19 protein-coding genes and 1 tRNA gene are annotated in these 26122 nt (G+C 63.2%); 6 read left to right on the top strand and 14 right to left on the bottom strand.

From position 1 onward, the window contains the following. Positions 1 to 15 precede the first annotated feature (15 nt). Both ACQ66J_RS10105 and ACQ66J_RS10100 read right to left on the bottom strand, forming a co-directional pair. On the bottom strand, positions 16 to 1293 hold the full coding sequence (locus ACQ66J_RS10105; protein ID WP_430431533.1) for an efflux RND transporter periplasmic adaptor subunit: 1278 nt from the start codon (positions 1291 to 1293) through the stop codon (positions 16 to 18). Between the two features lie 47 nt (positions 1294 to 1340). Next, positions 1341 to 2723 carry an efflux transporter outer membrane subunit gene (locus tag ACQ66J_RS10100; protein WP_430431532.1) on the bottom strand — a complete coding sequence of 461 codons (1383 nt, stop codon included), beginning with the start codon at positions 2721 to 2723 and terminating at the stop codon, positions 1341 to 1343. Positions 2724 to 2925: 202 nt separating this feature from the next. Here ACQ66J_RS10100 and ACQ66J_RS10095 point away from each other — a divergent pair, with 202 nt between their 5' ends. From ACQ66J_RS10095 to phoB, 6 genes are all read left to right on the top strand, one after another. Continuing rightward, positions 2926 to 4356: a sensor histidine kinase gene (locus ACQ66J_RS10095; protein WP_430431531.1), complete on the top strand. Its 1431-nt coding sequence runs from the start codon at positions 2926 to 2928 to the stop codon at positions 4354 to 4356. 136 nt (positions 4357 to 4492) lie between these two features. After that, positions 4493 to 6184: a phosphate ABC transporter permease subunit PstC gene (pstC, locus tag ACQ66J_RS10090; protein WP_430431530.1), complete on the top strand. Its 1692-nt coding sequence runs from the start codon at positions 4493 to 4495 to the stop codon at positions 6182 to 6184. Next, a complete protein-coding gene (gene pstA, locus ACQ66J_RS10085; RefSeq protein WP_430431529.1) occupies positions 6177 to 7922 on the top strand; it encodes a phosphate ABC transporter permease PstA in 1746 nt (581 codons plus the stop codon). Before pstC ends, pstA begins: the two co-directional genes overlap by 8 nt. A gap of 13 nt (positions 7923 to 7935) precedes the next feature. Beyond that, entirely contained in the window at positions 7936 to 8754 is an 819-nt protein-coding gene (gene pstB / locus ACQ66J_RS10080; protein ID WP_430432247.1) for a phosphate ABC transporter ATP-binding protein PstB, read from the top strand. A 37-nt stretch (positions 8755 to 8791) separates the two neighbouring features. Continuing rightward, entirely contained in the window at positions 8792 to 9499 is a 708-nt protein-coding gene (phoU, locus tag ACQ66J_RS10075; protein WP_375549892.1) for a phosphate signaling complex protein PhoU, read from the top strand. Positions 9500 to 9513: 14 nt separating this feature from the next. Then, the gene (gene phoB, locus ACQ66J_RS10070; RefSeq protein ID WP_375549893.1) at positions 9514 to 10200 is read left to right on the top strand and encodes a phosphate regulon transcriptional regulator PhoB; all 687 of its coding nucleotides are present in this window, start codon (positions 9514 to 9516) and stop codon (positions 10198 to 10200) included. 110 nt (positions 10201 to 10310) lie between these two features. On the opposite strand, the gene ACQ66J_RS10065 is transcribed toward phoB, so the two are convergent. The 12 genes from ACQ66J_RS10065 to ACQ66J_RS10010 form a co-directional block, all read right to left on the bottom strand. Beyond that, positions 10311 to 11513 (bottom strand): acetyl-CoA C-acyltransferase, encoded by a 1203-nt coding sequence (locus ACQ66J_RS10065; RefSeq protein WP_430431528.1) that lies wholly within the window; start codon positions 11511 to 11513, stop codon positions 10311 to 10313. A gap of 35 nt (positions 11514 to 11548) precedes the next feature. Further along, positions 11549 to 12472, bottom strand: coding sequence for an SDR family NAD(P)-dependent oxidoreductase (locus ACQ66J_RS10060; protein WP_430431527.1), 924 nt, complete (start codon positions 12470 to 12472; stop codon positions 11549 to 11551). A 95-nt stretch (positions 12473 to 12567) separates the two neighbouring features. Further along, entirely contained in the window at positions 12568 to 13098 is a 531-nt protein-coding gene (locus ACQ66J_RS10055; RefSeq protein WP_430431526.1) for a hypothetical protein, read from the bottom strand. A 222-nt stretch (positions 13099 to 13320) separates the two neighbouring features. Beyond that, a complete protein-coding gene (locus ACQ66J_RS10050; RefSeq protein ID WP_430431525.1) occupies positions 13321 to 15312 on the bottom strand; it encodes a methyl-accepting chemotaxis protein in 1992 nt (663 codons plus the stop codon). Positions 15313 to 15389: 77 nt separating this feature from the next. Continuing rightward, a complete protein-coding gene (locus ACQ66J_RS10045) occupies positions 15390 to 16286 on the bottom strand; it encodes a M23 family metallopeptidase (RefSeq protein WP_430431524.1) in 897 nt (298 codons plus the stop codon). Further along, complete coding sequence (locus tag ACQ66J_RS10040; protein ID WP_430431523.1) at positions 16283 to 16966, bottom strand: hypothetical protein; 684 nt, start codon at positions 16964 to 16966, stop codon at positions 16283 to 16285. Before ACQ66J_RS10040 ends, ACQ66J_RS10045 begins: the two co-directional genes overlap by 4 nt. A 73-nt stretch (positions 16967 to 17039) precedes the next feature. Continuing rightward, positions 17040 to 20153 carry an efflux RND transporter permease subunit gene (locus tag ACQ66J_RS10035; protein WP_430431522.1) on the bottom strand — a complete coding sequence of 1038 codons (3114 nt, stop codon included), beginning with the start codon at positions 20151 to 20153 and terminating at the stop codon, positions 17040 to 17042. Then, positions 20137 to 21438 (bottom strand): efflux RND transporter periplasmic adaptor subunit, encoded by a 1302-nt coding sequence (locus ACQ66J_RS10030; RefSeq protein ID WP_430431521.1) that lies wholly within the window; start codon positions 21436 to 21438, stop codon positions 20137 to 20139. Before ACQ66J_RS10030 ends, ACQ66J_RS10035 begins: the two co-directional genes overlap by 17 nt. 35 nt (positions 21439 to 21473) lie before the next feature. Continuing rightward, positions 21474 to 21788: a hypothetical protein gene (locus tag ACQ66J_RS10025; RefSeq protein ID WP_430431520.1), complete on the bottom strand. Its 315-nt coding sequence runs from the start codon at positions 21786 to 21788 to the stop codon at positions 21474 to 21476. 246 nt (positions 21789 to 22034) lie between these two features. Further along, a tRNA-Arg gene (locus ACQ66J_RS10020) sits at positions 22035 to 22111 on the bottom strand. A gap of 171 nt (positions 22112 to 22282) precedes the next feature. After that, on the bottom strand, positions 22283 to 23977 hold the full coding sequence (locus tag ACQ66J_RS10015; protein ID WP_430431519.1) for a methyl-accepting chemotaxis protein: 1695 nt from the start codon (positions 23975 to 23977) through the stop codon (positions 22283 to 22285). Positions 23978 to 24115: 138 nt separating this feature from the next. Beyond that, a complete protein-coding gene (locus tag ACQ66J_RS10010; RefSeq protein WP_430431518.1) occupies positions 24116 to 26113 on the bottom strand; it encodes a TonB-dependent receptor plug domain-containing protein in 1998 nt (665 codons plus the stop codon). Positions 26114 to 26122 lie beyond the last annotated feature (9 nt).

The raw sequence follows: 26122 nt of genomic DNA, 5'->3' as shown, positions 1-26122 counted from the left end.
TCTCCTCAATCCTGATTAATTGGCCCGCGATGCGGTGGCGGTCTGTTCGACCATGGCATCGGTAGCGGGTTCATCCTCAGACTCGTCTTCGGCTTCAGGCTCGGGGTCGAGCGGATCGCCATTGGCGTCCAGCGCGCGCACCAGCATGCCGTTCGCGGCGCCGCGCAGCGGCGAGGTGACGATGCGGTCGCCCGGCTCAACGCCAGCGGTCACGACCACGCGTTCCGCACTGGTGTCGATCACCGTCACGCGATGGATGGCCAACGTGCCGTCCAGCTGCGCCACAAAGACCTGGTCAGCGCCGCGCAAGGCGCTGCGCGGCAACACGATGGCGTTGTCCAGTTCGCGACCGTCAATACGGGCGGTGACGAACAAGCCCACAGCCAGCGGCGCGCCAGCCGTTTCAGCAGCTTCACCATAAGGATCTTCGATCTCGATGATCGCGCTCATGGTGCGGGTTTGCGGGTCGATGGCGCTTTCAGAGCGCACCAGCAGACCTTCCCAGTTTCGCACCTGCCCCGCCACGTTCGCGCTCAGATGCGCCGGGCGGCCCGGATTGCTCTCATTGGCCTGAAACGCCAGCGGCAGGTTCAAGGTGGCCAGTTCCGCGTTCGTCAGCGGCAGGCGCACTTGCACCCGATTGGTGGCGAACACGCGGCCCAGTCGCGCGCCCGGGCCCACATACTGACCCAGATCGGCGGATTTGGCGCGCACCCGGCCTTCAAACGGCGCGGTGATGCGGGTGCGGCTCAGATTGAGCCGGGCTTCATCCAGAGTGGCTTGAGCCGAGGCCAGTTGGGCGCGGGCTTCAGCCATTTGCGGTTCGCGCAAGGTCAGCGCGCTGGCTTCGCCTTCGCCCAGCGACGCCCATTCTTCACGCGCCAGCTCGGCTTCGGCCTGTTCACGCACCAGCGCCTGACGGCTCTGGGCGACCAGAGCCTCGGCGCGGGTGACCGCCAGGCGATAGTCAGCGTCTTCCAGGCGAACCAGCACTTCGCCGGCCTCAAAGAACCCGCCATCCACGAAATTGGGATTCACATAGGTGATCCGGCCTGACACTTGCGCCGTCAAATCGATCTCGGTGAGCGGGGTGACCTCGCCCTGGGTGGTGACCGACAATTGCACCGGGCTCCGCGCGGCTTCGGTGACGAACACCGCGGACGGCCGCGCGACGATCTCCGCGCGTTCCGCTTGCGGCGCCGCAGCCGCCAGCACGATGTAGATAAAGATGAATGCGAAGAGCACCGCGACCGGCAGCCCTAAAATCAGAATTCGTCCAACAAACTTGCTCATGACCAACCTCTTTTGTCCCCTGACCGGTATGCCGGTCTTATGATGTCCTAGTTCTCGATATTGGATGCAGTGACGCCGCCGGCGGCGCGAAAATCGCCCGCAATGGCCAGATGCAGCGCGATCCGGTTATCGACCCGGTCATTGCGCGCTGTGATGAGTTGCGATTGCGCGGAGATCTGTCGCGTCTGCGCGTCAATCAATTCAAAAATCGTCGACAATCCCGACGCGTACTGACGCTCGACCAGCGCCAGCGCTTCACGGGCTTCATCCGCCGCCACGGTCAGGGCCGCGACACGCTGGTCCAGACGGCGATCCGCCTCGATGGCGTCCTCCGCTTCACGCAGCGCCGTCAGCGCCGTGCTCACCAGCCGGGCGGACAGCTGCTCGGCCTGGGCGTCAGCCTGATCGCGTTGTGCGCGCAGGCGGCCGCCCTGGAAGATCGGCGCGGTGATGGACCCCGCGACGGTGCGGACCAGATCGTCAAAATCAAGCGCATCGGCCAGATCGGCGCCGCCATCGCCCAGACTGGCGCTCAGGCTCAGACCGGGATAGAGCGCTTTTTGCGCCGCAGACGCGGAATAACCCGCCGCCGCCAAACGCGCCTGCGCCGCCACCACGTCAGGGCGACGCGACAGCATGGCTTCGGGGCGGCCCGGATTGGGCAAGGCGCCCAGCGTCGGCAGATCTTCCGCCGGCAGGATCTGGGCGGAGGGATACCGGCCCAGATTCACTTCCAGCACGCGCGCCGCATTGGACAGCGCCCGCTGACGCGAGGCCAAAGTGGCTTCAGAGGACGCCAGAGCAGAGCGCGCGGTGCGCACGTCCGAGGAACGGACGACGCCGCGCTGGAAACGGCGCTCGACGATTTCAAGCTGATTGGTGCGCGCCTCGACATCGGCCTGAGCGAGCGCAGCTTGCTGGCTGGCGCCGATCAGGGCGTACCAGGAGCGCGCCACAGAGGCGGCGATCGACAACCGAGCCCCGTACCAGTCCGCGCGGGCGGCTTCAGCCGTCAACGCGCCGGAGCGGGCCTGATCGCTCAATCGGCCCCAGACATCGGCCTGCCAGCTGGCGTCAAGCCCTGACGACCAACCCGTATTGCCCGGTGTCCGATCAGTATAGCCGCCCGATGCGTCCAGAGACGGCAAACGCGCCGCCCCGGACACCCGCGCCCCGGCCTGCGCCGCATCATAGTTGGCGAGCGCGGCCGCGACACTGGGATTGGCGTCGAGCGCTTCAGAGACCAGAGCCTGCAAAACAGGATCCTCAAACGCGGCGATCCAGTCAGACGCGGACGCATCCATCTCTGACGGGATGGCTGAAAACGCTTCTGGAGAAACGACAAGGTCCGATGCGCCTGGCGTGACGACGCTGGCGCAAGCGCCCAGCAGCAAAGGCGCAAAAAACGGTGAAATACGCAAAAGGGACACGGGCCCTCCCCCGAACAAAAAGTACAAAACCTGAATTGCACCCTAAAAGCGCGCTCTCGAAAGTCAATCAAAGATTATCGAAAAACGCTAAAAGTTTCTCGAATTACAAAAAATTTAGACACTGGCCGCCACATCGTGGCCGGCTGAATCCATAAAACAACAAGGGTTTCCGAGGTGTCACATTCCCATGCTACGAAAGGGCATGACTGATGACCGCTCCCCCCCTCAAAAGCGCCTCAAAGGTGACCGTCCGCGCCGGCGCGATATCGCCCTGACGGCGTCAATCGGACTCAGCGTCATGCTGGTTCTGACGATGGCGGGCGAACTCTCGGGCGGCGCTTTTCTGGGGGGCGGGCTGGCCTTTATCGCCTTGGGTTTAATCTATTATCTCACCGCCTTGACCACCGCTGAGCCGCATCCGCGCCCGACAGCTGTGAACGCGCCGCGCGATCTTGAGGGCGAAGCCAGCGTCACCATGCTGGAGCGTCTACCCATCCCGGTTTTGCTGATCGGCGCCGGCGGACGAATCGAGCGCGCCAATCCCGCAGCCCGCACCTTTCTGGGCCTGGGATCGGAACGCGGGCTGCTGTCCACCGTGTTGCGGCAGCCGCGTGTTCTGGAAGCGGTGAGCGCGGCCTTGCGGGGCGATCGTGGCGCGACGGTCGAGTATTCCACGCTGGCGCCGCTGGAAAGCCATGTGCGCGCTTTCGTCGAGCCGATCCGCCTGTCCGCGCCCGGCCCGATGCCGTTTCGCGCCATGCTGGTGCTGGCCGACGACACCAACTCCAAGCGCGCGGAACGGATGCGCGCGGACTTTCTGGCCAACGCCAGCCACGAATTGCGCACGCCGCTCGCCTCGCTCGCGGGCTTTATCGAGACCCTGTCCGGCCCCGCCCGCGATGATGAAGAGGCGCGCGACCGGTTCCTGGGGATCATGACCGTCCAGACCGAACGCATGCGTCGTCTGATCAATGACCTGCTGTCGCTCAGCCGGGTTGAGATGAACGAGCACATGCCGCCTACCGACCAGGTCGATCTCAACGCGCTGACCGCCGATGTAGCCGAAGCGCTCGCCCCTGTGGCGACGCGGCGCAACATCACCCTCAAGCTGTTAGAAGCCGACAGCGAGACAGCGCTGGTGCGCGGCGAGCGCGACCAGCTGTACGAGGTGGTCGAAAACCTGGTGCAGAACGCCATTAAATATTCGCCCGACGGCTCACAGGTCGACATCAGCGTCAGTCATGGCGTCTCCCGCGACGCCGCCGAGCATCTGGGCGCCCGCATTGATCCTGAATCCGGGCGACTGACCCTGACCGCTCCCGCGCTGGACCCCGACGCCCGCTTCGGCGTGGTGCGCGTGCAGGACCAGGGCGGCGGCATCGAACGGCGCTATCTGCCGCGACTGGCCGAACGCTTCTTTCGTGTGGACGGACAGAAAAGCGGACCGACCTCAGGAACCGGGCTGGGCCTCGCCATCGTCAAGCACATCGTCAATCGTCACCGCGGCGGTTTCACCGTTGAAAGCGCGCCTGAGACCGGTTCGGTTTTCACGGTGTTTTTCCCGGTGGCGACCGCCTCCAACATCGCGACGCAGCCCGATCTTCCCCGCACGGAAGACAGCGCGGTGCGATAGTCTGGCCGCCTACGTCACGAAACTGTCATCGTTCCTTCATATTGGATTGATCGATCCCGCCCATGTTCCCGGCTCAATCAATCTGAAAAGGGCCTGATCCGTCATCGTACGGACCGATCCCTCACCCGGTGGGTTCATGCAATCGTCTCTCTTTGCTGTCCTGGCGCTTTTGGTGCTGACAGCGGTCGGATTTCTGGTCGGTCGTCGCCGCGCTGTCGCGGCGTCGAACGGGCGTGCGTCCTGGTTGCATTCCCTGCCTAATTATTATGGCTATTACCTCGCTTTATGGACCGGCCTGCCCGCCTTCATCCTGCTTGCGGTCTATGGCCTGTTCGGCGCCAGCCTGGTCAACACGCTGGCCTTTGGCGAGCTGGAGCGCGAAGCGGCGCCGCTGATCCGCGAATATGAAGCCCAGATCGCCGCAGACGCGGACTATCAGGCGCTGGCGCAACAAACGGCGCGGATCGAGGCCGAGGCGCAAGCCGCCCGCGACGACATGTTTCGCGCTGAACGTGAGGGCGGGGATGCGCAGCGCTATTTGCGCCTGCTCGGGTCGTTGACGGCTGAACGCAATGAAATCGCCGCTGAGCGCGAGGCCAGCCGGGCCATGATCGCAGCCTCCGTCGCCGCCCGTGCGCCGCATACCGTGCCGGGCGTCCGGGCCCGCGCCGGGTTTGAATACTGGCGGGCGCCGCACGAACGGCGCGAACTGTTCATCGCCGACGCCCGCGCACTGGCCTTTAACGAAGGCCTCGCCAGCCGCAACACCGAAGACGTGCGCGCCGCCGCATTGGCGCTGCGTCCCTGGGAAGACCTGTTTCGGTGGAGCGCGGCGGGCGTGGCCCTGTCTCTGGCGCTGGCCGGTCTGGCCTTCGCCCGCACCCGCATTCGGGCGGATTTCCGCGCCCGCGACCGGGTGGAAGGCGTGGTCGGCCTGGCGCTGATGTTGACGTCGGCCATCGCCATCTTGACGACTTTGGGCATCGTCTTCTCGCTCTTGTTTGAATCCATTCGCTTCTTCGCCTCCATCGACTGGCGGATTCACGAGTTTCTGTTCGGCTTGCACTGGAGCCCGCAGATCGCCATTCGCGCCGATCAGGTGGGCCAGTCCGGGGCCTTCGGCGCTGTGCCGCTCTTTGCCGGCACCGCCCTGATCACCCTGATCGCGATGATGGTCGCTGCGCCGATCGGTCTCTTGTCAGCGATCTATCTGTCGGAATACGCCAGCCCGCGCATGCGCGCCTGGGCCAAGCCCGCGCTCGAAATCCTCGCCGGCGTGCCCACTGTGGTCTACGGCTTCTTCGCGCTGTTGACGGTGGGGCCGTTCCTGCGCCAGTTCGCCATGATGCTGGGCTATGAAGACGCCGTCACCCAGTCCGCCCTGTCTGCCGGGCTGGTGATGGGGGTGATGATCATCCCCTTCGTCTCCTCGCTGTCTGACGACGTCATCAACGCCGTGCCTCAGGCCCTGCGCGACGGCAGCTACGCCATGGGCGCGACCAAGTCCGAAACCGTGCGCCATGTGGTGTTCCCCGCCGCCCTGCCCGGCATTGTCGGCGCGCTGCTGCTGGCGGTGTCACGCGCCGTGGGTGAAACCATGATCGTGGTGATGGCCGCCGGACAGGGCGCGAACCTGACGGCGAATCCGCTGGAATCAGTGACCACCATCACCGTGCAGATCGTCATGCTGCTGACGGGCGACCAGGAATTTGACAGCCCCAAAACCCTCTCCGCCTTTGCGCTGGGCCTGGTGCTGTTCGTGATGACCTTGATCTTGAACATCATCGCGCTGCGCGTGGTGCAACGCTTCCGGGAACGCTATGAGTAACGCGCCGTCCATCCGCGACGCGGTTCAGGCGCGCCTGGCCCGCCGGCATCGCGCTGAGCAGCGTTTCCAGTTCTACGGACTGGCGGCGATCAGCGCAGCCGTGTTGTTTTTGTGCCTGCTGCTGGGCTCGATCATCATACAATCGCTGCCCGCCTTCACCGCGCACCGCATGATGCTGGACGTGGAGATCCGCGCCGAGATCGCTGATCCGCGCGGTGATCGCAGCGAGGCTTCTTTGCGGCGCGGCGCGTACAACACCTTGATCCAGAACAGCCTGCGCGAGCAATTCCCCGAAGCCGACACGGTCAGCGAGCTGCGCGAACTGTACGGGCTTTACAGCGCCGTCAACGCCGCTGGCTTGCTCAACCAGGTGGTTTCCGACCCCGAGCTGATCGGTCAGCGCGTCCCCTTCTCCTTTCCGCTCTCTGACGACGCGGATCTGTATCTCAAGGGCCTGACCACCGATGAACGCCGCCTGCCCGGCGCGGCGCCGATCACGCTCGCGCCGTCTGCGGACGGGCGTGTCGAGGTCCGCTCTGAAACCTCCGCCCCGGTGTTTGCCGAATTCGTCGACATTGTGCGCCTGCGTCTTGAAGAAGCCGCTGACGAGGCCCGTCAGCGCGCCATGCGCGCGCGTCAGGCCGCGCAAAGCGAGATTGACGCCGACGCCCGTGACAGCCTGGACTACGAAGCCCGGCGGGCCGATGCGCTGGCCGAGCGACTGAGCGCCGAAGCCCGGTCGGACAATGTCATCACCCTGGGCCCGCAGACCGCCTCCTTGATGCTGCGCGCCCAAGGCGGGGTTCTCAGGGTCAATGACATCCGCGCCGACGCCCGGCAGGCGACCGGGGAATGGCTGATCCAACCGGATGTCGCAGACCGCAGGGCCGAGAGCTGGTCGCTCTGGCTGATTGAAACCCCCGCCTTCGCCCGCCGCATCAGCGACCGGCAAATCGTGTGGGCCCGCGCCCTGAAAGAGCGCGGTCTGGTCCAGAACGGGCTGAACACCACCTTGTTCACCAACGCCGACAGTCGCGAGCCTGAACTGGCGGGTGTCGCCGGCGCGCTGGCAGGCTCGGTGCTGACCATGATCATCACCATGTTCCTGGCGGTGCCGATCGGGGTCGGGGCCGCGATCTATCTGGAAGAATTCGCGCCGAAGAACCGGCTGACCGATTTCATCGAGGTGAACATCAACAATCTCGCCGCCGTCCCCTCCATCGTCTTCGGTCTGTTGGGACTGGCGGTCTTCATTAATCTCTTCGGCCTGCCGCGGTCCGCGCCGCTGGTGGGCGGCATGGTGCTGGCCCTGATGACGCTGCCCACGGTGATCATCTCCGCGCGCGCCTCATTGAAAGCGGTCCCGCCCTCCATCCGAGAGGCGGCGTTGGGCGTCGGCGCCTCGCGCACCCAGGCGGTCTTCCACCATGTGCTGCCCTTGGCGATGCCGGGCATTCTCACCGGATCCATCATCGGTCTGGCGCAAGCCTTGGGCGAAACCGCGCCCTTGCTTATGATCGGCATGGTGGCCTTTATCGCCGACCCGCCCACGCTGGGGCTTGCGGGATTCACGGAACCGGCCACGGTCATGCCGGTTCAGATTTATATCTGGTCTTCAAGCGCAGAGCGCGCCTTCGAAGCGCGCACCGCCGCCGCCATTCTGGCGCTGTTGACGCTGCTGATCAGCTTCAACGCCGTCGCCATCTATCTGCGGCGCCGCTTTGAGAGACGCTGGTAAGGTGAACACACTGATGAAACCCGATTATGAAGCTCAGGGCGAGCCGACGCGCTATCACCCGCTGACAGCGCAGCTCCCCATCAAGGTGGCCACGCAAGACGTCAGCGTGCGCTATGGCGACAAGCCGGCCCTTGAGGGCGTCTCGCTGGAAATTCCTGATCGGGCGGTCACCGCCTGCATCGGCCCGTCAGGCTGCGGCAAATCCACCTTCCTGCGCTGCCTGAACCGGATGAACGACACCATCGACAATGCGCGCGTGACCGGATCCATCCGCATTGATTCAGAAGAGGTGAACGGCCGCGATGTGGATCCGGTGGTGCTGCGCGCCCGCGTTGGGATGGTGTTTCAGAAACCCAACCCCTTCCCCAAGTCGATCTTTGAGAACGTGGCCTATGGCGCACGCATTCACGGTCTGGCCGACACCAAGAGCGAGCTGGACGACATTGTCGAGACCAGCTTGATCAAGGCCGGGCTCTGGAATGAAGTCTCAGACCGTCTGCACCATCCCGGCACCTCCTTGTCAGGCGGCCAGCAGCAGCGTCTGGTGATCGCGCGCGCCATCGCGGTGAACCCCGAAGTCATCTTGATGGACGAGCCGTGTTCCGCGCTCGACCCGATCGCCACCGCGCGCATCGAGGAACTGATCGACGAGCTGCGCGAGAACTACACCCTGATCATCGTCACCCATTCCATGGCCCAGGCCGCCAGGGTGTCGCAAATGACCGCCTTCTTCCACCTTGGAAAGCTCGTCGAATACGGGCCGACCGAGGAAATTTTTACGAACCCGCTCGACCAACGCACGCAGGACTACATCACCGGACGTTTTGGATAAGCCTCACGCGGCAACGGACCTTTGAAAGGCCATCGCAATGAACACGACGCATAACGCGCCGCACATCGTCAAAGCCTTCTCTGAAGAGCTTGAACAATTGACCGCCGACGTGGCGGCCATGGGCGGTCTGGCCGAGAGCATGGTCAGGGATGCGTTGCACGCCGCGACCAGTCGTGACGGCGACCTGGCCGACGAGGTGCGCCAGCGCGACGCGCAGGTGGACCAGATGCAGCGCGATATCGAGAAGAAGATCATCCGCCTGCTCGCTTTGCGTCAGCCCATCGCCCAGGATTTGCGCGTCTGCATCTCGGCGCTGAAAATCGTCGCGGATCTGGAGCGCGTGGGCGATCTGGCCAAATCCATCGCGCGCCGGGTGCATACGCTGAACGCGTCCGAACCCACCGCCCTCAACAGCGCCGTGGAGCGGATGGGACGGGTGGTGCAAAGCCATCTGCATCAGGTTCTGGACGCTTACGCGACCGGCGAAGCCAGCCGGGCCGTGGCGGTCTGGGAACGCGATGACGATGTGGACGAGCATTACAATGCGCTGTTCCGCGATCTCGTCACCGCCATGCGTGAAGACGGCTCGATGATCGAGCCCGGTGCGCACCTTCTGTTCATTGCCAAGAATCTCGAACGTATCGGCGATCACGCAACCAATATCGCCGAAGTGGTCCATTACCTGGTTACCGGGCAAGAGCTGACGGCCGATCGGCCGCGCGGCCCTCGTCCTGAAACGTCCTAGCGAAGGGGATCGCCATGCAACCGCATGTCCTGGTCGTAGAAGACGAAGACGCTCTGTCCGAGCTGCTTCAGTACAATCTGAAAAAAGAAGGCTTCCGGGTCTCCCTCGCCGCCGATGGCGAAGAGGCGATGATGCTGGTCGAAGAGCGCCAACCCGATGTGGTGGTGCTCGACTGGATGCTGCCGAAAATTTCGGGCATTGAGGTCTGCCGCCGACTGCGCAGCCGTCATGAAACGCGCAACCTGCCGATCATCATGCTGACCGCACGCGGCGAGGAAGCGGATCGCATTCGCGGGCTCGACACAGGGGCGGACGACTACATCGTCAAACCCTTCTTGATGAAAGAGCTGTTCGCTCGTGTCCGCGCCGTTCTGCGCCGCATCCGGCCCGGCCTGGCCGAAGACACCGTCAATGTCGGCGACATCACCATCGACCGGGTGGCCCACCGCGTGGTGCGCGCCGAGACGGAAATTCATCTCGGCCCGACCGAGTTTCGACTGCTCGACTATCTGATGCAGCACCCCGGCCGGGTGTTCTCACGCGAACAACTGCTAGACGCTGTTTGGGGCTCTGATGTTTATGTAGAGGCGCGCACCGTCGACGTGCATATTGGTCGCCTGAGAAAGGCGCTCAGCATCGGCGGCGAACTCGACCCGATCCGTACGGTGCGGTCAGCCGGCTACGCTCTGAACGCCGTCTAAATCCAGTTTGATAATACGGCGTCCCAGGAACTGCAGACCCTGAGACGCCGTTAAAAAGGCCGGCCTGGTGATCCAGGCCGGCCTTTAACACTTCAGGGCGTTGCAGCGCACTACAGCACTTCAAACAGGCCGGCTGCGCCCATGCCGCCGCCCACGCACATGGTGCAGACGACGTATTTCGCGCCGCGGCGTTTGCCCTCGATCAGGGCGTGGCCGACCATGCGGGCGCCCGACATGCCATAGGGGTGACCCACCGAGATCGCGCCGCCATTGACGTTCAGGTTCTCGTTGGGGATGCCCAGCTTGTCGCGGCAGTACAGAACCTGCACGGCGAACGCTTCATTGAGCTCCCACAGACCGATATCGTCCATGGTCAGGCCATTGGCTTTCAGGAGCTTCGGCACAGCGTAGACCGGGCCAATGCCCATTTCATCGGGATCCAGACCGGCCACCGCGATGCCGCGATAGGCGCCCAGCGGCTCAAGACCGCGTTTTTCCGCTTCCTTGCCTTCCATCAGCACCGCAGCAGAGCCGCCGTCTGACAACTGGGACGCATTGCCTGCGGTGATGAACTTGCCTTCCTTGATCTGCTGACCGTGAGCGAAGACCGGGTTCAAACCCTGCAAGCTTTCCAGCGTCGTCGAGGGGCGATTGCCCTCGTCCTTCTCGAGCGTGACCTGTTGCTTGGAGATCTCGCCCGTCGCCTTGTCCTTGACCAGCATGGTGGAGGGCAGCGGCACGATCTCGTCGTCAAACTTGCCCGCAGCCTGAGCGGCGGCGGTGCGCTGTTGCGATTGCAGGGCGTACTCGTCCTGGGCTTCGCGCGACACGCCATAGCGCTCTGCGACGATTTCCGCGGTCTCCAGCATGGACATGTAAAGGTCCGGGCGGTGCTCATTGATCCACGGATCAAACGCCTTGTGGATGTTCATATGCTCGTTCTGCACCAGCGAGATGGACTCAAGCCCCCCGCCGACGGTGACGTTCATGCCGTCAGAGATGATCTGCTTGGCGGCGGTGGCGATCGCCATCATGCCCGACGCGCACTGACGGTCCATGCTCATGCCGGACACGGCGGTGGGCAGGCCGGCGCGGATCGCGGCCTGACGACCGATATTCTGGAAGGTCGAACCCTGCTGCATGGCGGCGCCGATGATCACATCCTCGATCTCGTCAGGCGCGACCTTGGAGCGTTCCACGGCGTGCTTGATGGCGTGACCGCCCAGTTCCTGGGCCTGGGTGTCGTTAAACGCGCCGCGATAGGCCTTGCCGATCGGCGTACGGGCGGTGGAGACGATAAGCGCTTCACGCATGGTGAGGCTCCTTTGCTGGCGTTGAGGGGCGCGACCTAGCCCAGGGCGAGGTCGAAATGCTTGGCGGCGTACTGGATGAATTTGAAGGTCTGGCGCGCGCCTTCTTCAAACTCTTCCTGGCCGTGTTCAGACGTGATCTTGTCCATATTGGCGAGGACGTTCTCCGCCGTCTGCTCTTCTGGCGAGAGATAGACGCCTGGCGTCTCGTAAATCTTGGTGGCGGCGTATCCGCCCGCGCCGGCGCACAGAATGGTGCGTTCGGGCGCGGTCTCGGCGCACAAGGCGATCAGGCCCGCCGTGACGCTTTCGGGCGTCATCAGCTTGGCGGCCTCTTCAGGGATCAGCCCTTCGGTCATGCGGGTATGGGCGGTGGGCGACAGGGTGTTGACCTTGATGTTGTTCTTGCGCCCTTCCAGATGGAGGACGTTCATCAGGCCCACAACCCCCATCTTGGCGGCGCCATAGTTGGACTGGCCGAAATTGCCATAGATTCCAGAGGATGAGCTGGTCATCACGATTCGGCCATAACCGGCCTCTTTCATGTGATCCCAGACCGCCTTGGTGCACACGACCGCGCCCCACAGATGGACCTCCATCACGGCGTGGAAGTCCTCAAGGCTCATTTTGGTGAAGCTCTTGTCGCGCAAGATACCGGCATTGTTGACCAGGATGTCGACCTTGCCCCAGCGCTCGCGTGCGGCGTCGACCATGGCGGCGACTTCATCAGGCTTGGTGACATTGGCGCCATTGGCGATGGCCTCGCCGCCGGCGGCCTTAATCTCTTCAACGACGGTTTCGGCGGCGCTGAGAGACGATCCGGTGCCATCCACCGCGCCGCCCAGATCATTGACGACCACTTTGGCGCCGCGCCGCGCCAGCTCTAGCGCATGAGACCGGCCCAAACCCGCGCCCGCGCCGGTGACAATGGCTACGCGCCCGTCAAAACGAATATCGCTCATGGCAATATGCCTCCCTGATCAATCGGTCTTTTCGCTCATGCGAACCGGTTTTGATCAGGAAAGCAATTGCTGCAGCGCCGCGCAAGCTAGTTAAGCTATAAAAGAAATGCCGGTTCAGACACGGTGTCAAACCCGCTGCGGCTGATAAACGCCTGAACGGATGCGGCCGCCAGGCCTGTGATGAAAGCTTGATCGGCCAGCGGGTGCGCGCCGGCGGACGACCGGCTGACAGCGCTGCGCTCATCACCGGTCGCGCCGACATGACGCTCCCAGTCGTCAACCGCCAGTTCAATGGCGGTCGGGTCGAGATTGAGCGCATCCACACAGGCGGACAACCGCGCGCCAGTGAGATGCCGCAGATCCAGAACAATCTGAAGTTTGAGCACTTCCACGATCGGCCACAGCCGCATGCGTCCGCCATGTGGGCGTACGCCGTGCACCGCCTTGATGAAGCCCAGACGTTGCAGGTGACGCAGAACGCCGGTCGAGACGGGCCGATCCACCGCTTCGGTGATCACCTCGTCATCAGTCAGGAGTTTTCGCAAACGCCAATCATAAACGAGCAACGCCCCCAGAGCACCAGGGTCACGCAGGGTGAAATCCGTCCGTTCGGCGAAAGCTGGCATGTCTGCCCCCTATTTATCCAAGGCGATGCTCAATAATGAATGCATATATTGAGTTCATCTAATAAATAGATTCGTCGAATTGTCTTAACGAACCATTTCCACGATTCCTGAATTATATGCAAATAACTGGAGGGTTCCCGCTCAAGCCCTTGAACTCAATACAAAAACCCCGGAAGCGATGGCTCCCGGGGCGAGAAAATAATTTGACCTAAGCGTGTATTGCTAAAAGCGTACTTGTAATCCGCCCCCTTTGCCATCTGACCAACGAACCTGGCAAGGTATTGTTTTGCCTCCGTATTCCAGATGGAAATGGCGCCCGATATCGGCCGATGTCAAACCTTTCACTTTGAAACCGCCTTCGCTTTGATCCACCAGCTTCACTTCACGGCGTTCATCATCCGTGATCAGCACCACTGTGTCGCCGGTTGCAGGCGTCCGATCTGCCTTGCGGCGATCCGTCTTGGTCTCGCCAGCGCTGAGATGCGTAGCCACCTCTTCCAGCAAGCGAACCACCTCGCTGCTGGCGCTTTCAAGCGCCTTGAGCTCTTCAATGGCGCGGTCCTGATCGCCGGCTTCATGAGCCTTCAACGCCGCTCGGGCGACCTCATGCACCCGGGCGTGCGGCGCTTCGAGCGCCTGCATCGGAGCAATCTGCTTGAGCGCCTGATCGGCCGCCGAATCGAACCACCGGCCCAGCCGACAGCTATGATGGTCAGGCACGTCAGACGACGCCCAGCTCTCCTTGCCGAGCACGACCTCGACCACGCGTTTTTTGAACAAGACGTGGTCGATTTTCGCCATTTCGCACAAAGACCGGTCAGACGCGTTGCGATGCCATTGATCCGCCGTGCCCGCGAAGCGCGAGTTGCTCGCTCGCAAGGCTTCTGCGATAGCCGACAGACGCTCGGCGTTGTCTTCGGTCAATTCCGACATCTCGCCGGCATGCTCGGATATCTTGGTGCTTGAGTTTTTTTGCTGCTCAAGAATGCTGGCGACCTCGCCCATCCCGCGCGTCACAGAACCCATACGACTGCCGGCTTCCTCGATCTGAACACTGGTTTCATCCAGCGTGCTTTCGCCGGTCTGCAAGGCTTCATGAGTTTCAGAGAAGCCGGCGCTGATCGCTTCAATCCCGCGCTGCAGCGCTTCGATCTTGCCGCCAATATCCTCGGTGGCGGACGCGGCCTGGCTGGCCAGCGCTTTCACCTCGCTGGCCACGACCGCAAAGCCCTTGCCCGCTTCGCCCGCGCGCGCGGCCTCGATGGTGGCGTTCAGCGCCAGAAGATTGGTTTGATCAGAAATCGACTGGATCACCCCCAAAAAGTCAGTGATCTCCTGAGAGGCTTGCTGCAGCGCTTTGAGACTTTCCGTGGAGCGTTGAGCGGCGCCGCTTACGCTTGTAATGGCGGACTTGGCCTGCATCATGCTCTGTACGCCGTCGCGCAGCGCGCTGTGAGTTTGCTCGGCCTCGCTGGAGGCGGATTGCGAGGTCTCCGCGATCTGCTGCATGGCTGCGACCAGCTGCCCCACTGAGTCTGAAATCGCATGACTGCCCGTAGTGGTTTTCGCGGTCGAGCTGCTGAGGACGGCCAGGTTGAGCATCACTTCATTGAGTTCGACAATCGTACTCGCGACGGTTCTCAGGCTCGTATAGTCATTCTCTTCGCGCCAGCTTTGGCTTTCTTGCTGATTGACGCCCATGGAATAGGTCGCGTCCGCCACGCCCATGTCCAGGTACATGCGCGATATAAGGATCTGCAAATCGCCCGCGGCGCGCTGCGGCGTAAAGCGGTGCGCCTGCAAGATCGCGGGGATCGCCTCCATCAGTACGACGCCGTAGCCGGCGATGAACCAGTCTGAGGACAAGCCGATGCGCACATGCGCTTCACCCACCTTGCGGGCGCGCGCGTCGAAGGCGTCGTCCACCGGGCTGCAGAACATGGCGCGCCAGTGCTCGGTCTGTGACGCCTTGAGCTTGGCCACGCCCTGCTGGGAGCCTTGCAGGATTGCGTTCAGATGCGGCTGGTTCTGAATATGGGTGTAAAAATGATCCAGAATGCGCGGCAAGGCCGGCTCCAGTTGCGACCAGATCGCCTTGGCCCGCACCCCGTTGGGATCCGCCTTGTCCAGAAAACTCAATAACTGCCGTCCCGACGCCCCACCCTCTTTCGGGTCCGGATCCGTCACAGCCTGACTTGGGAGCGCCGCCGCCATCTTTTCCTCCTGGTCACAGAGACTTGGAGGGAACGACTATTCCACTTATGGATGCGTTAATCATACGCGTCAGGCGCTTAACCGTGGTCGCCCTCGCCTGCTGTCAGCAGTGTCTGATAACTCTCCACGAGCGCGACATAGGGCGGAACATTGACGGTCTGCAGGCCCTGAGGCGTCTCAAGCGCCATCTTGATCTCGAAGTGCAAATGAATGGTGGTGGGCGTGCCGCCAAACTCGTTAGACACGAAGCCCAATCGCTCACCTTTGCTGACGGCGTCTCCGGGCGCCACCTGCAAGCTGTCGAGCTCCAGATGCAGATAGGTGTAGCGAACGCCGTCCTCACTCATCAGCCGAACAGAATAGCTGCCCACAGATGTGATCACGCCGTCATCAGCCGCCACGGCCCAGTGCACCGCGTCCTGACAGGTTGCGGGGCGAATGTCCTGTCCCTGATGCCCTGTGCCGGACGGACAGAGCGGCGCGGAGTATGACCGCGTTTCACAAAAATTATCGCGCCAGGCATACGCGTAATTCGCCGCATCGCATTGCCCTCCGCCTGGCCCCAGATAGCCGCCATGGCCATAGACTTGAGAATTGGCGTAGGCCTGCCCAACCTCCATGGGAAAGCGCATGCCCGGAACATAATTGATCTGTTCGGCTTGCCCTGCCCCGCTGCCGGGGGTCAGATCGCCTGGCGGCATGAAAGAGACCGGATCTCCTGACGCATCCACCACAGGACCGTCCGCCTCAGGCTCCTCCGGCGGCTCGGCGGGAGGTTCAGCCTCTTGTTCAGGCGGCTCATCCTCTACCGCAGGCTCATCGTCCGGTGTATCTGCAGGCTCTGCCGGCGTCTCCTGCGCAGGCGGCGTTTCCGGGGCAGGCGCATCTGAAGCGTGCGGCCAGAACACCAGCACCGCGCCGCCGCATATGGCGACCAGAAGCGCGAGTGCGTAGTCGACCGAACGCCGGTTCATCCCGCGCCCTCCCGTCCGCGTGTTCCAGGCATGACTTGCAGCGATTGCATCAATCGCTCGCCATACTCCGGCTCGACGCAGCGCACGTCCTGCTCAGGCGCATCACACTCGAGCGTGATGGAATAGGCGACATTATAGCGGTTGAAGGTCAGCTCTCGCCCCGAACGCGTGCGCGTCGTGCGATAGCCCTCAGGACCTGATCCACGCAGGAAGCGCGCGGTTCTCGCATCTTCGACCTGCGCATGAGCCAGCCTTGTGCCGAACACCTCGATGATGACGCCCTCGCCCTGGATGACGAGCGTGTAAAAGTCTCCGCGCGCGAACAGCAAAACGTCGGCCTGACGCTCAAATTCCAAGACCGCCGTACCGGGCGTCAGGATCGGCACTTCGGTCTCGATGGGTTGGCCCGCTTCAAGATTGCGCGGCAGAACCGGAAAGCTTACAGCCCGCGCCGCCGTCAGCCGCCCGACGCTCTGACGTTGCGCCACATCAGCGCGCACGGCCTCCCAGTCCACCTCGGCCGCGACCGGCTGATCGGGCCGAGGGGTAGTCTGGGGCTGGGCCAGACGCGCGGGCTGAGCCGTCTGAGCGGTCTGGGCCTGCGCCGCAAAATCGGCGCAGATCGCGAGACTTAGCCCCGCCATCATGGCTCCCAGACCTCGACTGCACCCAATAAACATGCGCGCCTCCCACCACCAGAATACCAGATTTACCCTAAGTCTGGCGCGGTTTTTTGCGATCCTGACGGCCTCCTTATGTTTCAACTTCTTGCGGGGTATCGCGATAGGCTGGCGCAAACCAGGCATAGACTGCAGGCAGGATGAACAAGGTCACCAGCGTCGAGCTGACCAGCCCGCCGATCACTACAACCGCCAGCGGACGCTGCACCTCTGAACCCACGCCGTCAGCGAACAATAGCGGCACCAATCCCAGCAAGGTGGTGGACGCCGTCATCAGAACGGGTCGCACCCGCAACAGCGCGCCTGTCACGCTCAACGCGCGGCGGTCGCGCTGCGTGATCGCCAGACGGTCCAGGAAAGACACCAGAACCATGGCGTTGCCCAGCGCAATGCCGAACAGGGCGATAAAGCCCACTGAGGCCGGTACTGACAGGTTCAACCCTGACAGCCACAGCGCCACCAGCCCGCCGACCAGCGCCAGCGGGATGTTCAGCACGATCAGGACCGCGCTTTTGAGACGGTTGAACGCCAGCATCAGCAAGATAAAGACCAGCGCCAAAGTCACCGGGATGATCATGGCGAACCGGGCGTTGGCCTGTTGCTGCAGCTCGAACTGGCCGCCCCATTCCACGAGATAACCGGGCGGCAGATCCACCTCTTGCTGCACGGCGGCGCGCGCCGCCTCGACGAAGGAGCCGATATCTCGCGCCCTTACATTGCTCTGAATGGTGATGAAGCGCCGTCCGTTCTCGCGCGTCACCTGCCGTGGCCCCTCGATACGCTCCACCCGGGCCAGCGCGCCCAGCGGCATGCGCGCGCCATTGGGCGTTTCAATCAAGGTGCGGGCGATGCGTTCGGGCGTGTCCCGGTCAGCTTCGGCATAGCGGGCGACAATGTCGAACCGGCGCACGCCGTCATAGACTTGCCCGGCCTGGGCGCCGCCGACCGCGTCGCGCACCGTCTCCAGAACGTCTGCGACCTGCAGGCCGTAGCGCGCGATAGCCCCGCGATCGACCACAATGCGAATTTGCGGCGCGCCGGTGACCTGTTCCACCTGCACATCCGCCGCGCCGCGCACCTCGCCCACCACCGAAGCGATCCGGTCAGCCTGTCGCGCCAGCACGTCCGTATCAGGGCCAAAAAGCTTGATGGCGATCTCGGCGCGCGATCCCGTCAGCAGCTCATCGGTCGCTGCGGCGATCGGCTGGGTGAAGTTGAACTGGGCGCCGGGGAAATCCTCGAACGCTTCACTCATCAAATCGAGCAGCTGAGCCTGATTGTGCGCCGTCACCCAGTCTGACCGCGGTTTGAGCGCCAGAAAGGCTTCCGCATTGTTGACCGGATCAGCATGGGCCCCCACTTCGCCGCGGCCCACGCGCGTTACCACACGCTCGACCTCGGGAAAGCGCTCAAGCACTTGCCGCTCGAACCGTGTGACGGTCTCGCCCGCCGCGTCGAGTGAAATCGACGGCGCCATGGTCAGACGCACCAGGATGTCACCTTCGTTCAGACGCGGCGAGAATTCCGATCCGAGCCGGGTATACGCCACACCGCCCATGAGCAGCATCACCGCCGCCAAGCCGGCGGCCAGGCCGCGCCGCCCCACGAAAAACCCGATCGCCAGCCCCATAAGGCGGTCAATCCGTCCTGTGCTGACCATCTGAGAGCGCGATACTTTCAAAAACCGCGATGCGGGCGGTGCGATCACCAGCGCAAACACCAAAGACCCCGCCATGGCGAGAATGACGGCGAAGGCCAGCGGCCGGAAGGTCTTCCCCTCCACGCCCTGCAAGGTGAGGATCGGCAGGAAAACCAGCATCACGATGGCGATGGAGACGCTCAAGGGTTTGAGCACCTCCGTCACCGCACCGGCGATAACGCGCGCGCGATCGCTGTGCGCCGTTCCCGACACATGCCGGCGAGCGTTCTCAACGATCACCACGGCGCCATCCACCATCATGCCGATGGCGATGGCGATGCCGCCCAGAGACATCAGGTTCACCGACACCCCGAAGCCCCGCATGGCGATCAGGGCGAAGGCGACGGAGAACGGGATCGAGGCGGCGACGATAAGTCCAGGTCGCCAGCCGCTCATGAACACCATCAGGACCAGACCCACCAGCAATGCGCCTTGCCACAGCGCCGTCGTCATGGTGGAGACCGCCTGACTGACCAATTCGGACTGATCATAATAGGGCCGCGCCGTCACGCCTTCGGGCAGGGCCGCATTTATGGCGTCGAGGCGCGTCTGCACGCCCTCGATGACGGCGGTCGTATTGGCGCCGATCAGTTTCAGGACCAATCCGGCGACGATCTCGCCCTCGCCATTCATGGTGGCGAGCCCTTGCCGGGGTGCGCCGCCCACAGCGATGTCGGCGATCTCGCTCATCAGCACCGGTACGCCGTCCACAGCCTTGACGACCACCTGGCGCAGATCCGCCTCGCCTTGCAACAGGCCCTCGGCGCGCACAGTGTATTGCTCGTCATTCTCCACAATGTATTGCGCGCCCGCATTCAGGTTCGCGCGTTCGAGCGCGATCACGACTTCGCTCATGCTCAGATCGTACTGAACCAGCGCCTGGGGGCGCACATTGACCTGGTACTGGCGCTCAAACCCGCCCAGCGACAACACTTCAGCAACCCCCGGGACGGTTTGAAGGTCAAGCTTCACCAGCCAGTCCTGCACCGTCCGCAAACCGATCAGATCGCCGTCCGTGCTGTCGAGAGAGTAAAACAGAACCTGGCCCAGCCCCGAGGCGATAGGCCCGAGTTCGGGCTCGCCAAAGCCGTCCGGGATCGCGTCGCGAGCGGCGGACAGACGTTCAGACACCAATTGCCGCGCCAGATACAGATCCGTCCCGTCCTCGAAATAGACCGTCACCACCGACAGACCGAAGCTCGAGTTCGAGCGCACCTGCCGCACGCCCGGCAGGCCGCTCATCACCGTCTCCACCGGGAAGGTCACATAACGTTCCACCTCCTGCGGCGACAGCCCGTCCGTTGTGGTGAAAACCTGCACCAGCGGCGGGGTGATGTCGGGAAAGGCGTCCACCGGCGTGGTGCGCCAGGCCCAGACGCCCGCCGCCAGCACGGCCAGGAAAACCAGCGCCGCCAGACTGCGCGCCGAGACGATGTTTCGCACCAGGCTTAAAGCCGCAGAAGGAACGGTGTTAGTGGGCGTGGCCATCACCAAACTCCCCTTTTTGAAGTTCGGCCTTGAGCGCAAAAGCGCCCTCCGCCACAAGCGCGTCGCCCAGGGCGAGCCCGGAGACGATCTCGACAAAGTCCGGCCCGCGCCGGCCCAGACGCACCGGGCGCGTCTCAAACCTGTCGCCCTCAGGGACGAACACGATCGTCTCGCCCTCCACCATCTGGATGGCGCTCGCCGGCGCCCTCAGGCTCTGCGCCGCCGCCGCGTCCTCAAGCTCAACCGTCACGAAGGCGCCGGGCATCAACCGCCCGTCCTCATTGTCCACGATCAAGCGCGCCAGACCGGTCCGGGTCGCCTCGCCGATCTGGGGCGCCACGAAACTGACCTCTGAACGGATCAGTCCGGCGTTATTGAGCAGGATGCGAGCACGGGCGCCTGGGCGGACCCGCAGCATGTCCGGGCCGTAGATCGCCGCATCCACCCAGACCTGGCGCGAATCGGCGATGACGAAGGTCGGCTCCACATCGCCAGCCTCGGCGAATTCACCACGCACCGCATGGCGCTCGGTGATCACCCCGTCCATGGGTGCGATCAAAACATAACGACTGAGCGAGCCTGTCTCGGGATCCGCCAAGGCGTCGCGGGCGGTCTCATCCACGCCCAGCGCGTCCAGCTGGTATTGCGCGCTTCTGACGGCGATGCGGGCTTCTTCAAGCTCTCGCCGTGCGGTCTGGAACCGGCTTTCGGTGGACACGCCGCGATCAAACAATTCGCGCTCGCGCTCAAATTCGGGGCGCACCAGCTCCATCGACGCCAAAGTCGACAGATAGGCCGCCTTGGCTTCCGCCAGCTCGCGGCTATCTAGCACCGCCAGCACATCGCCTTGCCGCACCTGATCGCCAACGCTGGCCAACACCTCGCGGATCACGCCCTCAACCGGCGCCGAGACCAGCGCAATGCGGTTTTCATCAAAGCGCACCTCGCCCGGCAGCTCGATCCAGCCATCGACCGGCCCGCGGCTGACCGCGCCCAGCACCACGCCCAGCGCGTCCCGCTCGGCGTCAGACAGCTCAATGTCGGTGTGAGAGTCAGCGTGGCCGGAATGATCATCCCCGCCCGCCTCAGTGTTGTGTTCGCCGCCGTGCTCGCCATCATCATGCGCATCAGCGTCATGATCTTCAGCATGGTCTGCGTCGTGAGCAGGGTCGAAAGAAGGCTCGCCGGGCGCCGCATCGCTGCAACCGGTCAAAGCCAGGCTCCACGCTGCGCTGCACGCGGCGAGGAAGAGGGCGAAACGCCCCCGGTCTAAAGTCAATGTCATGTCAGTCCCTGGAGGTCAGTGCGTCTTCAAACGGATCAGACGACGACGCTCCGGGGCGGTGAGACGGGGGGCGCAGCGGGGATGGAGCTGAACGCCATAGGCTGCAGGGCCCGACGGATCGGCAGAGCGGAGCGCTCTTGCGTGCCGGCCAGATCGGGAAAAATCACCAGATGATGCGTCGCGCAGACATCCGTGCACGGCCCGTCCACATCATGCGCTTCTTCAGCGTGATGGATGGAATGCCCGGTTCCGGCACCAGTCACCGCATCCCCCGCCGCACACGCCATCTGGGCGCTGAGCAACATCAGAGCCAGCGACACGAACACGATTTTGAGCGCGCGAACCATCATGCTCGTGAAACTAGACAGAGGTGCGAGCCCGGGCAAGGCGGATCGATCAGATGGCGCACGCCCCGAAGGCAGCGCGTCCAGCAACCTGTTGGCGAACAGGATGACCAGCGATAATAACTTTGCTTTTGGGAAGACTGGCGGGCCTTAGCGGGCCAACTTCGAACCTGCAGGGTACGCAAGGGCGACCGCCCGCCCGAAGCGTGAGCGAGGATCGACTAAGCGGACGCGAAAGAGAATAAGAAAAGGTGGCGCGCCGGGGAAGATTCGAACTCCCGACCCCCAGATTCGTAGTCTGGTGCTCTATCCAGCTGAGCTACCGGCGCCTGTTTCGTCGATGGGGGCGCGTGGCGTCCCTGTCAGCGAGGCGCGGAAACTAGCCAAGGGATTTGGGCTTGGCAAGCGTCCGGGCTGCGCTTTTCTCACCTTAACTGCAAACGGGCCGGTTGCAGCCGAGACGCGGGGTCCCTTCACTGCGACCGGCCCGCTCAAATGCCTTACGCTGCGCGGACAGCGGAGAGGAATTCGCGCACTCGGCTGGCCAGCCCGCCTGCTTGTTCGCGGACGGTGGCGGCGGTTTCCTGCACGGTGCCGGCCTGACCGCTGGTCTCGTCCGCAGAGCGGCTGACCTGTTCGATATTGGCGGACACGCGCTGAGTTTCCGACGCTGCGCTCTGGGCCGAGCTGGCGATCTCGGTGGAGGCCGCGCGCTGTTCGTCGATGGCCGCATTGATCGCAGACGCCACGTTGAGCATCTCGTCGATCACGCCGCGCACTTCCTGCATGGCGCTTTCCACTGCGCCTGTGGCGGACTGGATCTGGGTGATCTGGTTTGAGATCTGACCCGTCGCCCGTCCGGTTTGTTCCGCCAGCGTCTTCACTTCACTGGCCACAACCGCGAAGCCTTTGCCGGCTTCGCCCGCGCGGGCCGCCTCGATGGTGGCGTTCAGCGCCAAGAGGTTCGTCTGCTCGGCGATATCGGAGATCAGCTTGACCACCTGGTCGATTTCATTAGCGGCGCTGGTCAGCTGGGTCATCTCGGTGGAGGCGCGCTCCATCCGGTCCTTGGCCTGGCCCGACACATCGCTTGAGCGTTCGACCTGGGCCGCGATCTCGGACACCGAGGCGGACAGCTCTTCCGCCGCCGAAGCCACCGTGGCCACGGCCTGGGACGCCACAGCGCCGGCGCCGGACACTTCGCCTGCACGGCTGGTGGTGTTGGCGGAGGCGCCGACCAGCACTTCGGCCGTTTCCTGCAGCGCGCTGGCGGACATGGTCACCGCTTCCAGCGTGCGCTCCACGGCGGAGTCAAAATCAGCCGCCAGGGTTTCGATCTTGCGGGCGCGCTCAGCCTCGGCTTCGGTCGCCTGACGGCGCTCTTCTTGCAGCTTGAAGGCTTCCTGGCCGCTATTACGGAAGGTTTCGAGCGATTCAACGATCGAACCCAGTTCATCAGCGCGCTTGAGAGAGGCCACTTCGACCGTGAAGTCGCCGCCCGCCAGTTTCTGGGTCGCATCAGCAATCTTTTTCACAGACTGGCTGACAGCCCGGCCAAAGCCGAAGGCGACGCCGGTCAATCCCAAAGCCACCAGCAAGGTGACGATGGCGAACATCCATTTGGTCTGTGCGGCGGAAGCCTTTGCAGCGTCCGCGCCCGCCTGCGCCTCGGCCACAGCGCTTTCGCTCAGATCAACGATATCAGCGTTCATTTGTGCGAACACTTCGTCGAACGGTTCGACAAATCCCACAGCGCTGGCGAAATCCATTTCGAGCATTGAGCCGACGACTTCCAGGCCGCCCGCGTACAATTCCAGCTGCTCGTCGAGATTGGCGAACACGGCCTGGTTCTCGGCGCTCGCCTCGGCGCCGATCTCAGCGAAGCTTGAGCGCAGTTCGCCGACACGGGAAATATACCCGTCAAAAGCAGTGAACACGTCCACCGACTGCCCCGCCGCGACTGCGGTCAGCGTCTGGTAGACGTCTGCGTTGAGAGATTCGGTCTCGGTTCTCAAGGAGTCGAGCGCAATCACGCCGGTCAGGCGTTCAACGGTTTCTTCCTGGCTCTTGGCCACTCCGTTGAGGGCGAAACCGCCCATCAGAGCGATGCCGATCAGGGCTAGAACCGCCAGCGCCGGCGCGACGCCGAACTTGAGCGAAAATGGCCAGTCGTTAAATCTCAGACGCTTGAACATGATAGCGCGACCCCTTGTAATCCCAGCGCGAGCATATGGTTATCACCAACCTAAGCCTGATATGATTAATAGGTTATGGATGCTCGTCGCAGCGTTCGCCGCCCCGTCAGACACGAGGCGGCGACGCAATCAGGCCTTTTAGAAGTTCGCCCGCAGGCTCACCCAGTACCGCGCCTCGGTCTCATAGACCGGGGTGGTCAGCTCGCCATCGTCAAAGTTGACGTTCTGGGCCGTCAGGCTGAGGTCCAGATTGTCAGTCAGGGCGTAGCTGGCGCGGCCGGAGAACGACACATGACCGTCGATGTCACGCGAAGACACCAGGCCGAACACCGGCTGGAACGGCATGGTCGTTTCCGACACATAATTCATGTAGCCGTCCAGGCTCAGCTTGCCGCCCGTCCAGCCCATATGGGCATTGAAGGTATGCTCGGGCGTCACGCCTTCAAAGTCCGTCAACGTCGTCGTCGGGAACGGCGTCAGATCATCTTCGACAGACTTGTAGGTATAATTGACGTCCCAGTTCACGCTCTCGCCGATCATGCCGGCCAGTGACCCTTCAAAGCCCCAGAGCTGGGATTCGCCACGATTGCCGAAGACATAGGCCGTCAGAGGCACGTTTGGCGGGAACAGCTCAGGCGCGCCGCCCAGGGACGACTTCACATCATCGGTGTTCTGCCAGAAGAGCGCCGAGCGCAGCTGAACGCCATTGGACAAGGTGCGGTCATACGCGACTTCCAGATTGTCCACGATCGCCGGCTGGATCGCCGGGTCGCCGATCAAAACGGCCGTGCCAACCGGCAGCAGGAAGCCCATGTCGAACATGGTCGGCGCCTGAACGCCGCGGGCGGCGGACAAACGAACCGTGCCGCCGAATTCCGGCGTGTAGACGAGCGCGGCGTTATAGCTGAACTCTTCAATGCTGACGTCAAAGTCAGCTTGCGTGTACGGATAGAGCGCCGGGTTGGGCGTGCCGTCACGGCTCCAGTCCACCATGTCGTAACGCACGGCGAACGTGGTTTCGAGCGAGCTCGAGAACTTGTGGTTCCACATGCCCGAGAACGCCAGGGTCTCGTAATTCAGATCACCGGCCGTCGTGTCCGGGAAAGAAGCCGTCTGCGCGGTGCGGAATTCGACCGCCACACGAACCGTATCGTTCGTGCCGATCTTGATCAGATCTTGCAGTTTGAACGAGGTCAGCTCGCCTTCAAGATCGCCGAAGCTGTAGGCAATCTCGGAATCGTTGCGATACGCGCTGAGCGTGATGTAACCAAAATCAGTGTCTGCACCCAACTCGCCCTGATAGGACGTCAGATCATAAGAGGTTGCGACGGAGGTGTAGACCGAGCTGAGTTCAACCGTATTGGCTTCGGACTGGGTGTATTCGAAGGTCAGCCCCACCTTGTCGGTGAACTGGACCGAACCGCCCAGCGCAAAATGTTCGCGCTCGAAATCAGGGTTGGCGGCTCGCAACGTATTCGCTTCGATCGCATCAGGTTCCGCATCAAATTCGCGGGCGTCGGTGCGGCCATAGCTGAAACGCAGGGCGATCTGATCATTCAGGGCGCGACCGCCGGACAGACGATATTGCTGATAGCCGTTGGTGCCCACTTCCGCCGTCGCATTGGCGTAGTCGCCGAAAGCCGGGTTGCGGGTGATGATGTTGACCACGCCGGCCACAGCGTTGAAGCCGTAGAGCGCAGATTGCGCACCTTTGACCACTTCGATCTGCTGGATCTCGTCAAGGCTCACCGGAAGGGTCGACCAGGCTGTGTAGCCATAGCTGTCGAGATAGACTTCACGACCGTTCACCAGCACCAGAAGGCGCGGCGTGTAGGGCGTGGCGGCGGAGCGGATGCCCACTTCGCCCTGGCCCATGGAGAACCGGGCCACGTCCACGCCGCTGTAATGGCGCAGAATGCCGGGGATGTCGTATTCCGGCGCGCTGGCGATATCATCCTGGGTGATGATGATCATCGTGGCGGGCACTTCGGTGGAGCGCTGCGGCGCGCCCGTGGCGCCCGTGGTCACCGGCTCGCCGAACATGTCGCCCATCACCTGATAGTCGATGGATTGGGCGTTGGCGGCTGCGGAGGTCGCGATCAGCGCCGCCGCGGAATAAAGCAGGGTATTTTTCATCGTCTCAAT

Source organism: Oceanicaulis sp., assembly GCF_965284345.1.
GTDB lineage: Bacteria > Pseudomonadota > Alphaproteobacteria > Caulobacterales > Maricaulaceae > Oceanicaulis > Oceanicaulis alexandrii_A.
This window is presented reverse-complemented; position numbering and strand designations above follow the sequence as displayed.

Coding starts and splice junctions, on each gene's coding strand:
- ACQ66J_RS10095 (WP_430431531.1), top strand. CDS start 2,926: ATGACTGATGACCGCTCCCCCCCTCAAAAGCGCCTCAAAGGTGACCGT.
- ACQ66J_RS10060 (WP_430431527.1), bottom strand. CDS start 12,472: ATGAGCGATATTCGTTTTGACGGGCGCGTAGCCATTGTCACCGGCGCG.
- ACQ66J_RS10030 (WP_430431521.1), bottom strand. CDS start 21,438: ATGACATTGACTTTAGACCGGGGGCGTTTCGCCCTCTTCCTCGCCGCG.
- ACQ66J_RS10065 (WP_430431528.1), bottom strand. CDS start 11,513: ATGCGTGAAGCGCTTATCGTCTCCACCGCCCGTACGCCGATCGGCAAG.
- pstC (WP_430431530.1), top strand. CDS start 4,493: ATGCAATCGTCTCTCTTTGCTGTCCTGGCGCTTTTGGTGCTGACAGCG.
- pstA (WP_430431529.1), top strand. CDS start 6,177: ATGAGTAACGCGCCGTCCATCCGCGACGCGGTTCAGGCGCGCCTGGCC.
- ACQ66J_RS10035 (WP_430431522.1), bottom strand. CDS start 20,153: ATGGCCACGCCCACTAACACCGTTCCTTCTGCGGCTTTAAGCCTGGTG.
- phoU (WP_375549892.1), top strand. CDS start 8,792: ATGAACACGACGCATAACGCGCCGCACATCGTCAAAGCCTTCTCTGAA.
- ACQ66J_RS10040 (WP_430431523.1), bottom strand. CDS start 16,966: ATGTTTATTGGGTGCAGTCGAGGTCTGGGAGCCATGATGGCGGGGCTA.
- ACQ66J_RS10025 (WP_430431520.1), bottom strand. CDS start 21,788: ATGATGGTTCGCGCGCTCAAAATCGTGTTCGTGTCGCTGGCTCTGATG.
- ACQ66J_RS10055 (WP_430431526.1), bottom strand. CDS start 13,098: ATGCCAGCTTTCGCCGAACGGACGGATTTCACCCTGCGTGACCCTGGT.
- ACQ66J_RS10050 (WP_430431525.1), bottom strand. CDS start 15,312: ATGGCGGCGGCGCTCCCAAGTCAGGCTGTGACGGATCCGGACCCGAAA.
- ACQ66J_RS10015 (WP_430431519.1), bottom strand. CDS start 23,977: ATGTTCAAGCGTCTGAGATTTAACGACTGGCCATTTTCGCTCAAGTTC.
- phoB (WP_375549893.1), top strand. CDS start 9,514: ATGCAACCGCATGTCCTGGTCGTAGAAGACGAAGACGCTCTGTCCGAG.
- ACQ66J_RS10045 (WP_430431524.1), bottom strand. CDS start 16,286: ATGAACCGGCGTTCGGTCGACTACGCACTCGCGCTTCTGGTCGCCATA.
- ACQ66J_RS10105 (WP_430431533.1), bottom strand. CDS start 1,293: ATGAGCAAGTTTGTTGGACGAATTCTGATTTTAGGGCTGCCGGTCGCG.
- ACQ66J_RS10010 (WP_430431518.1), bottom strand. CDS start 26,113: ATGAAAAATACCCTGCTTTATTCCGCGGCGGCGCTGATCGCGACCTCC.
- pstB (WP_430432247.1), top strand. CDS start 7,936: ATGAAACCCGATTATGAAGCTCAGGGCGAGCCGACGCGCTATCACCCG.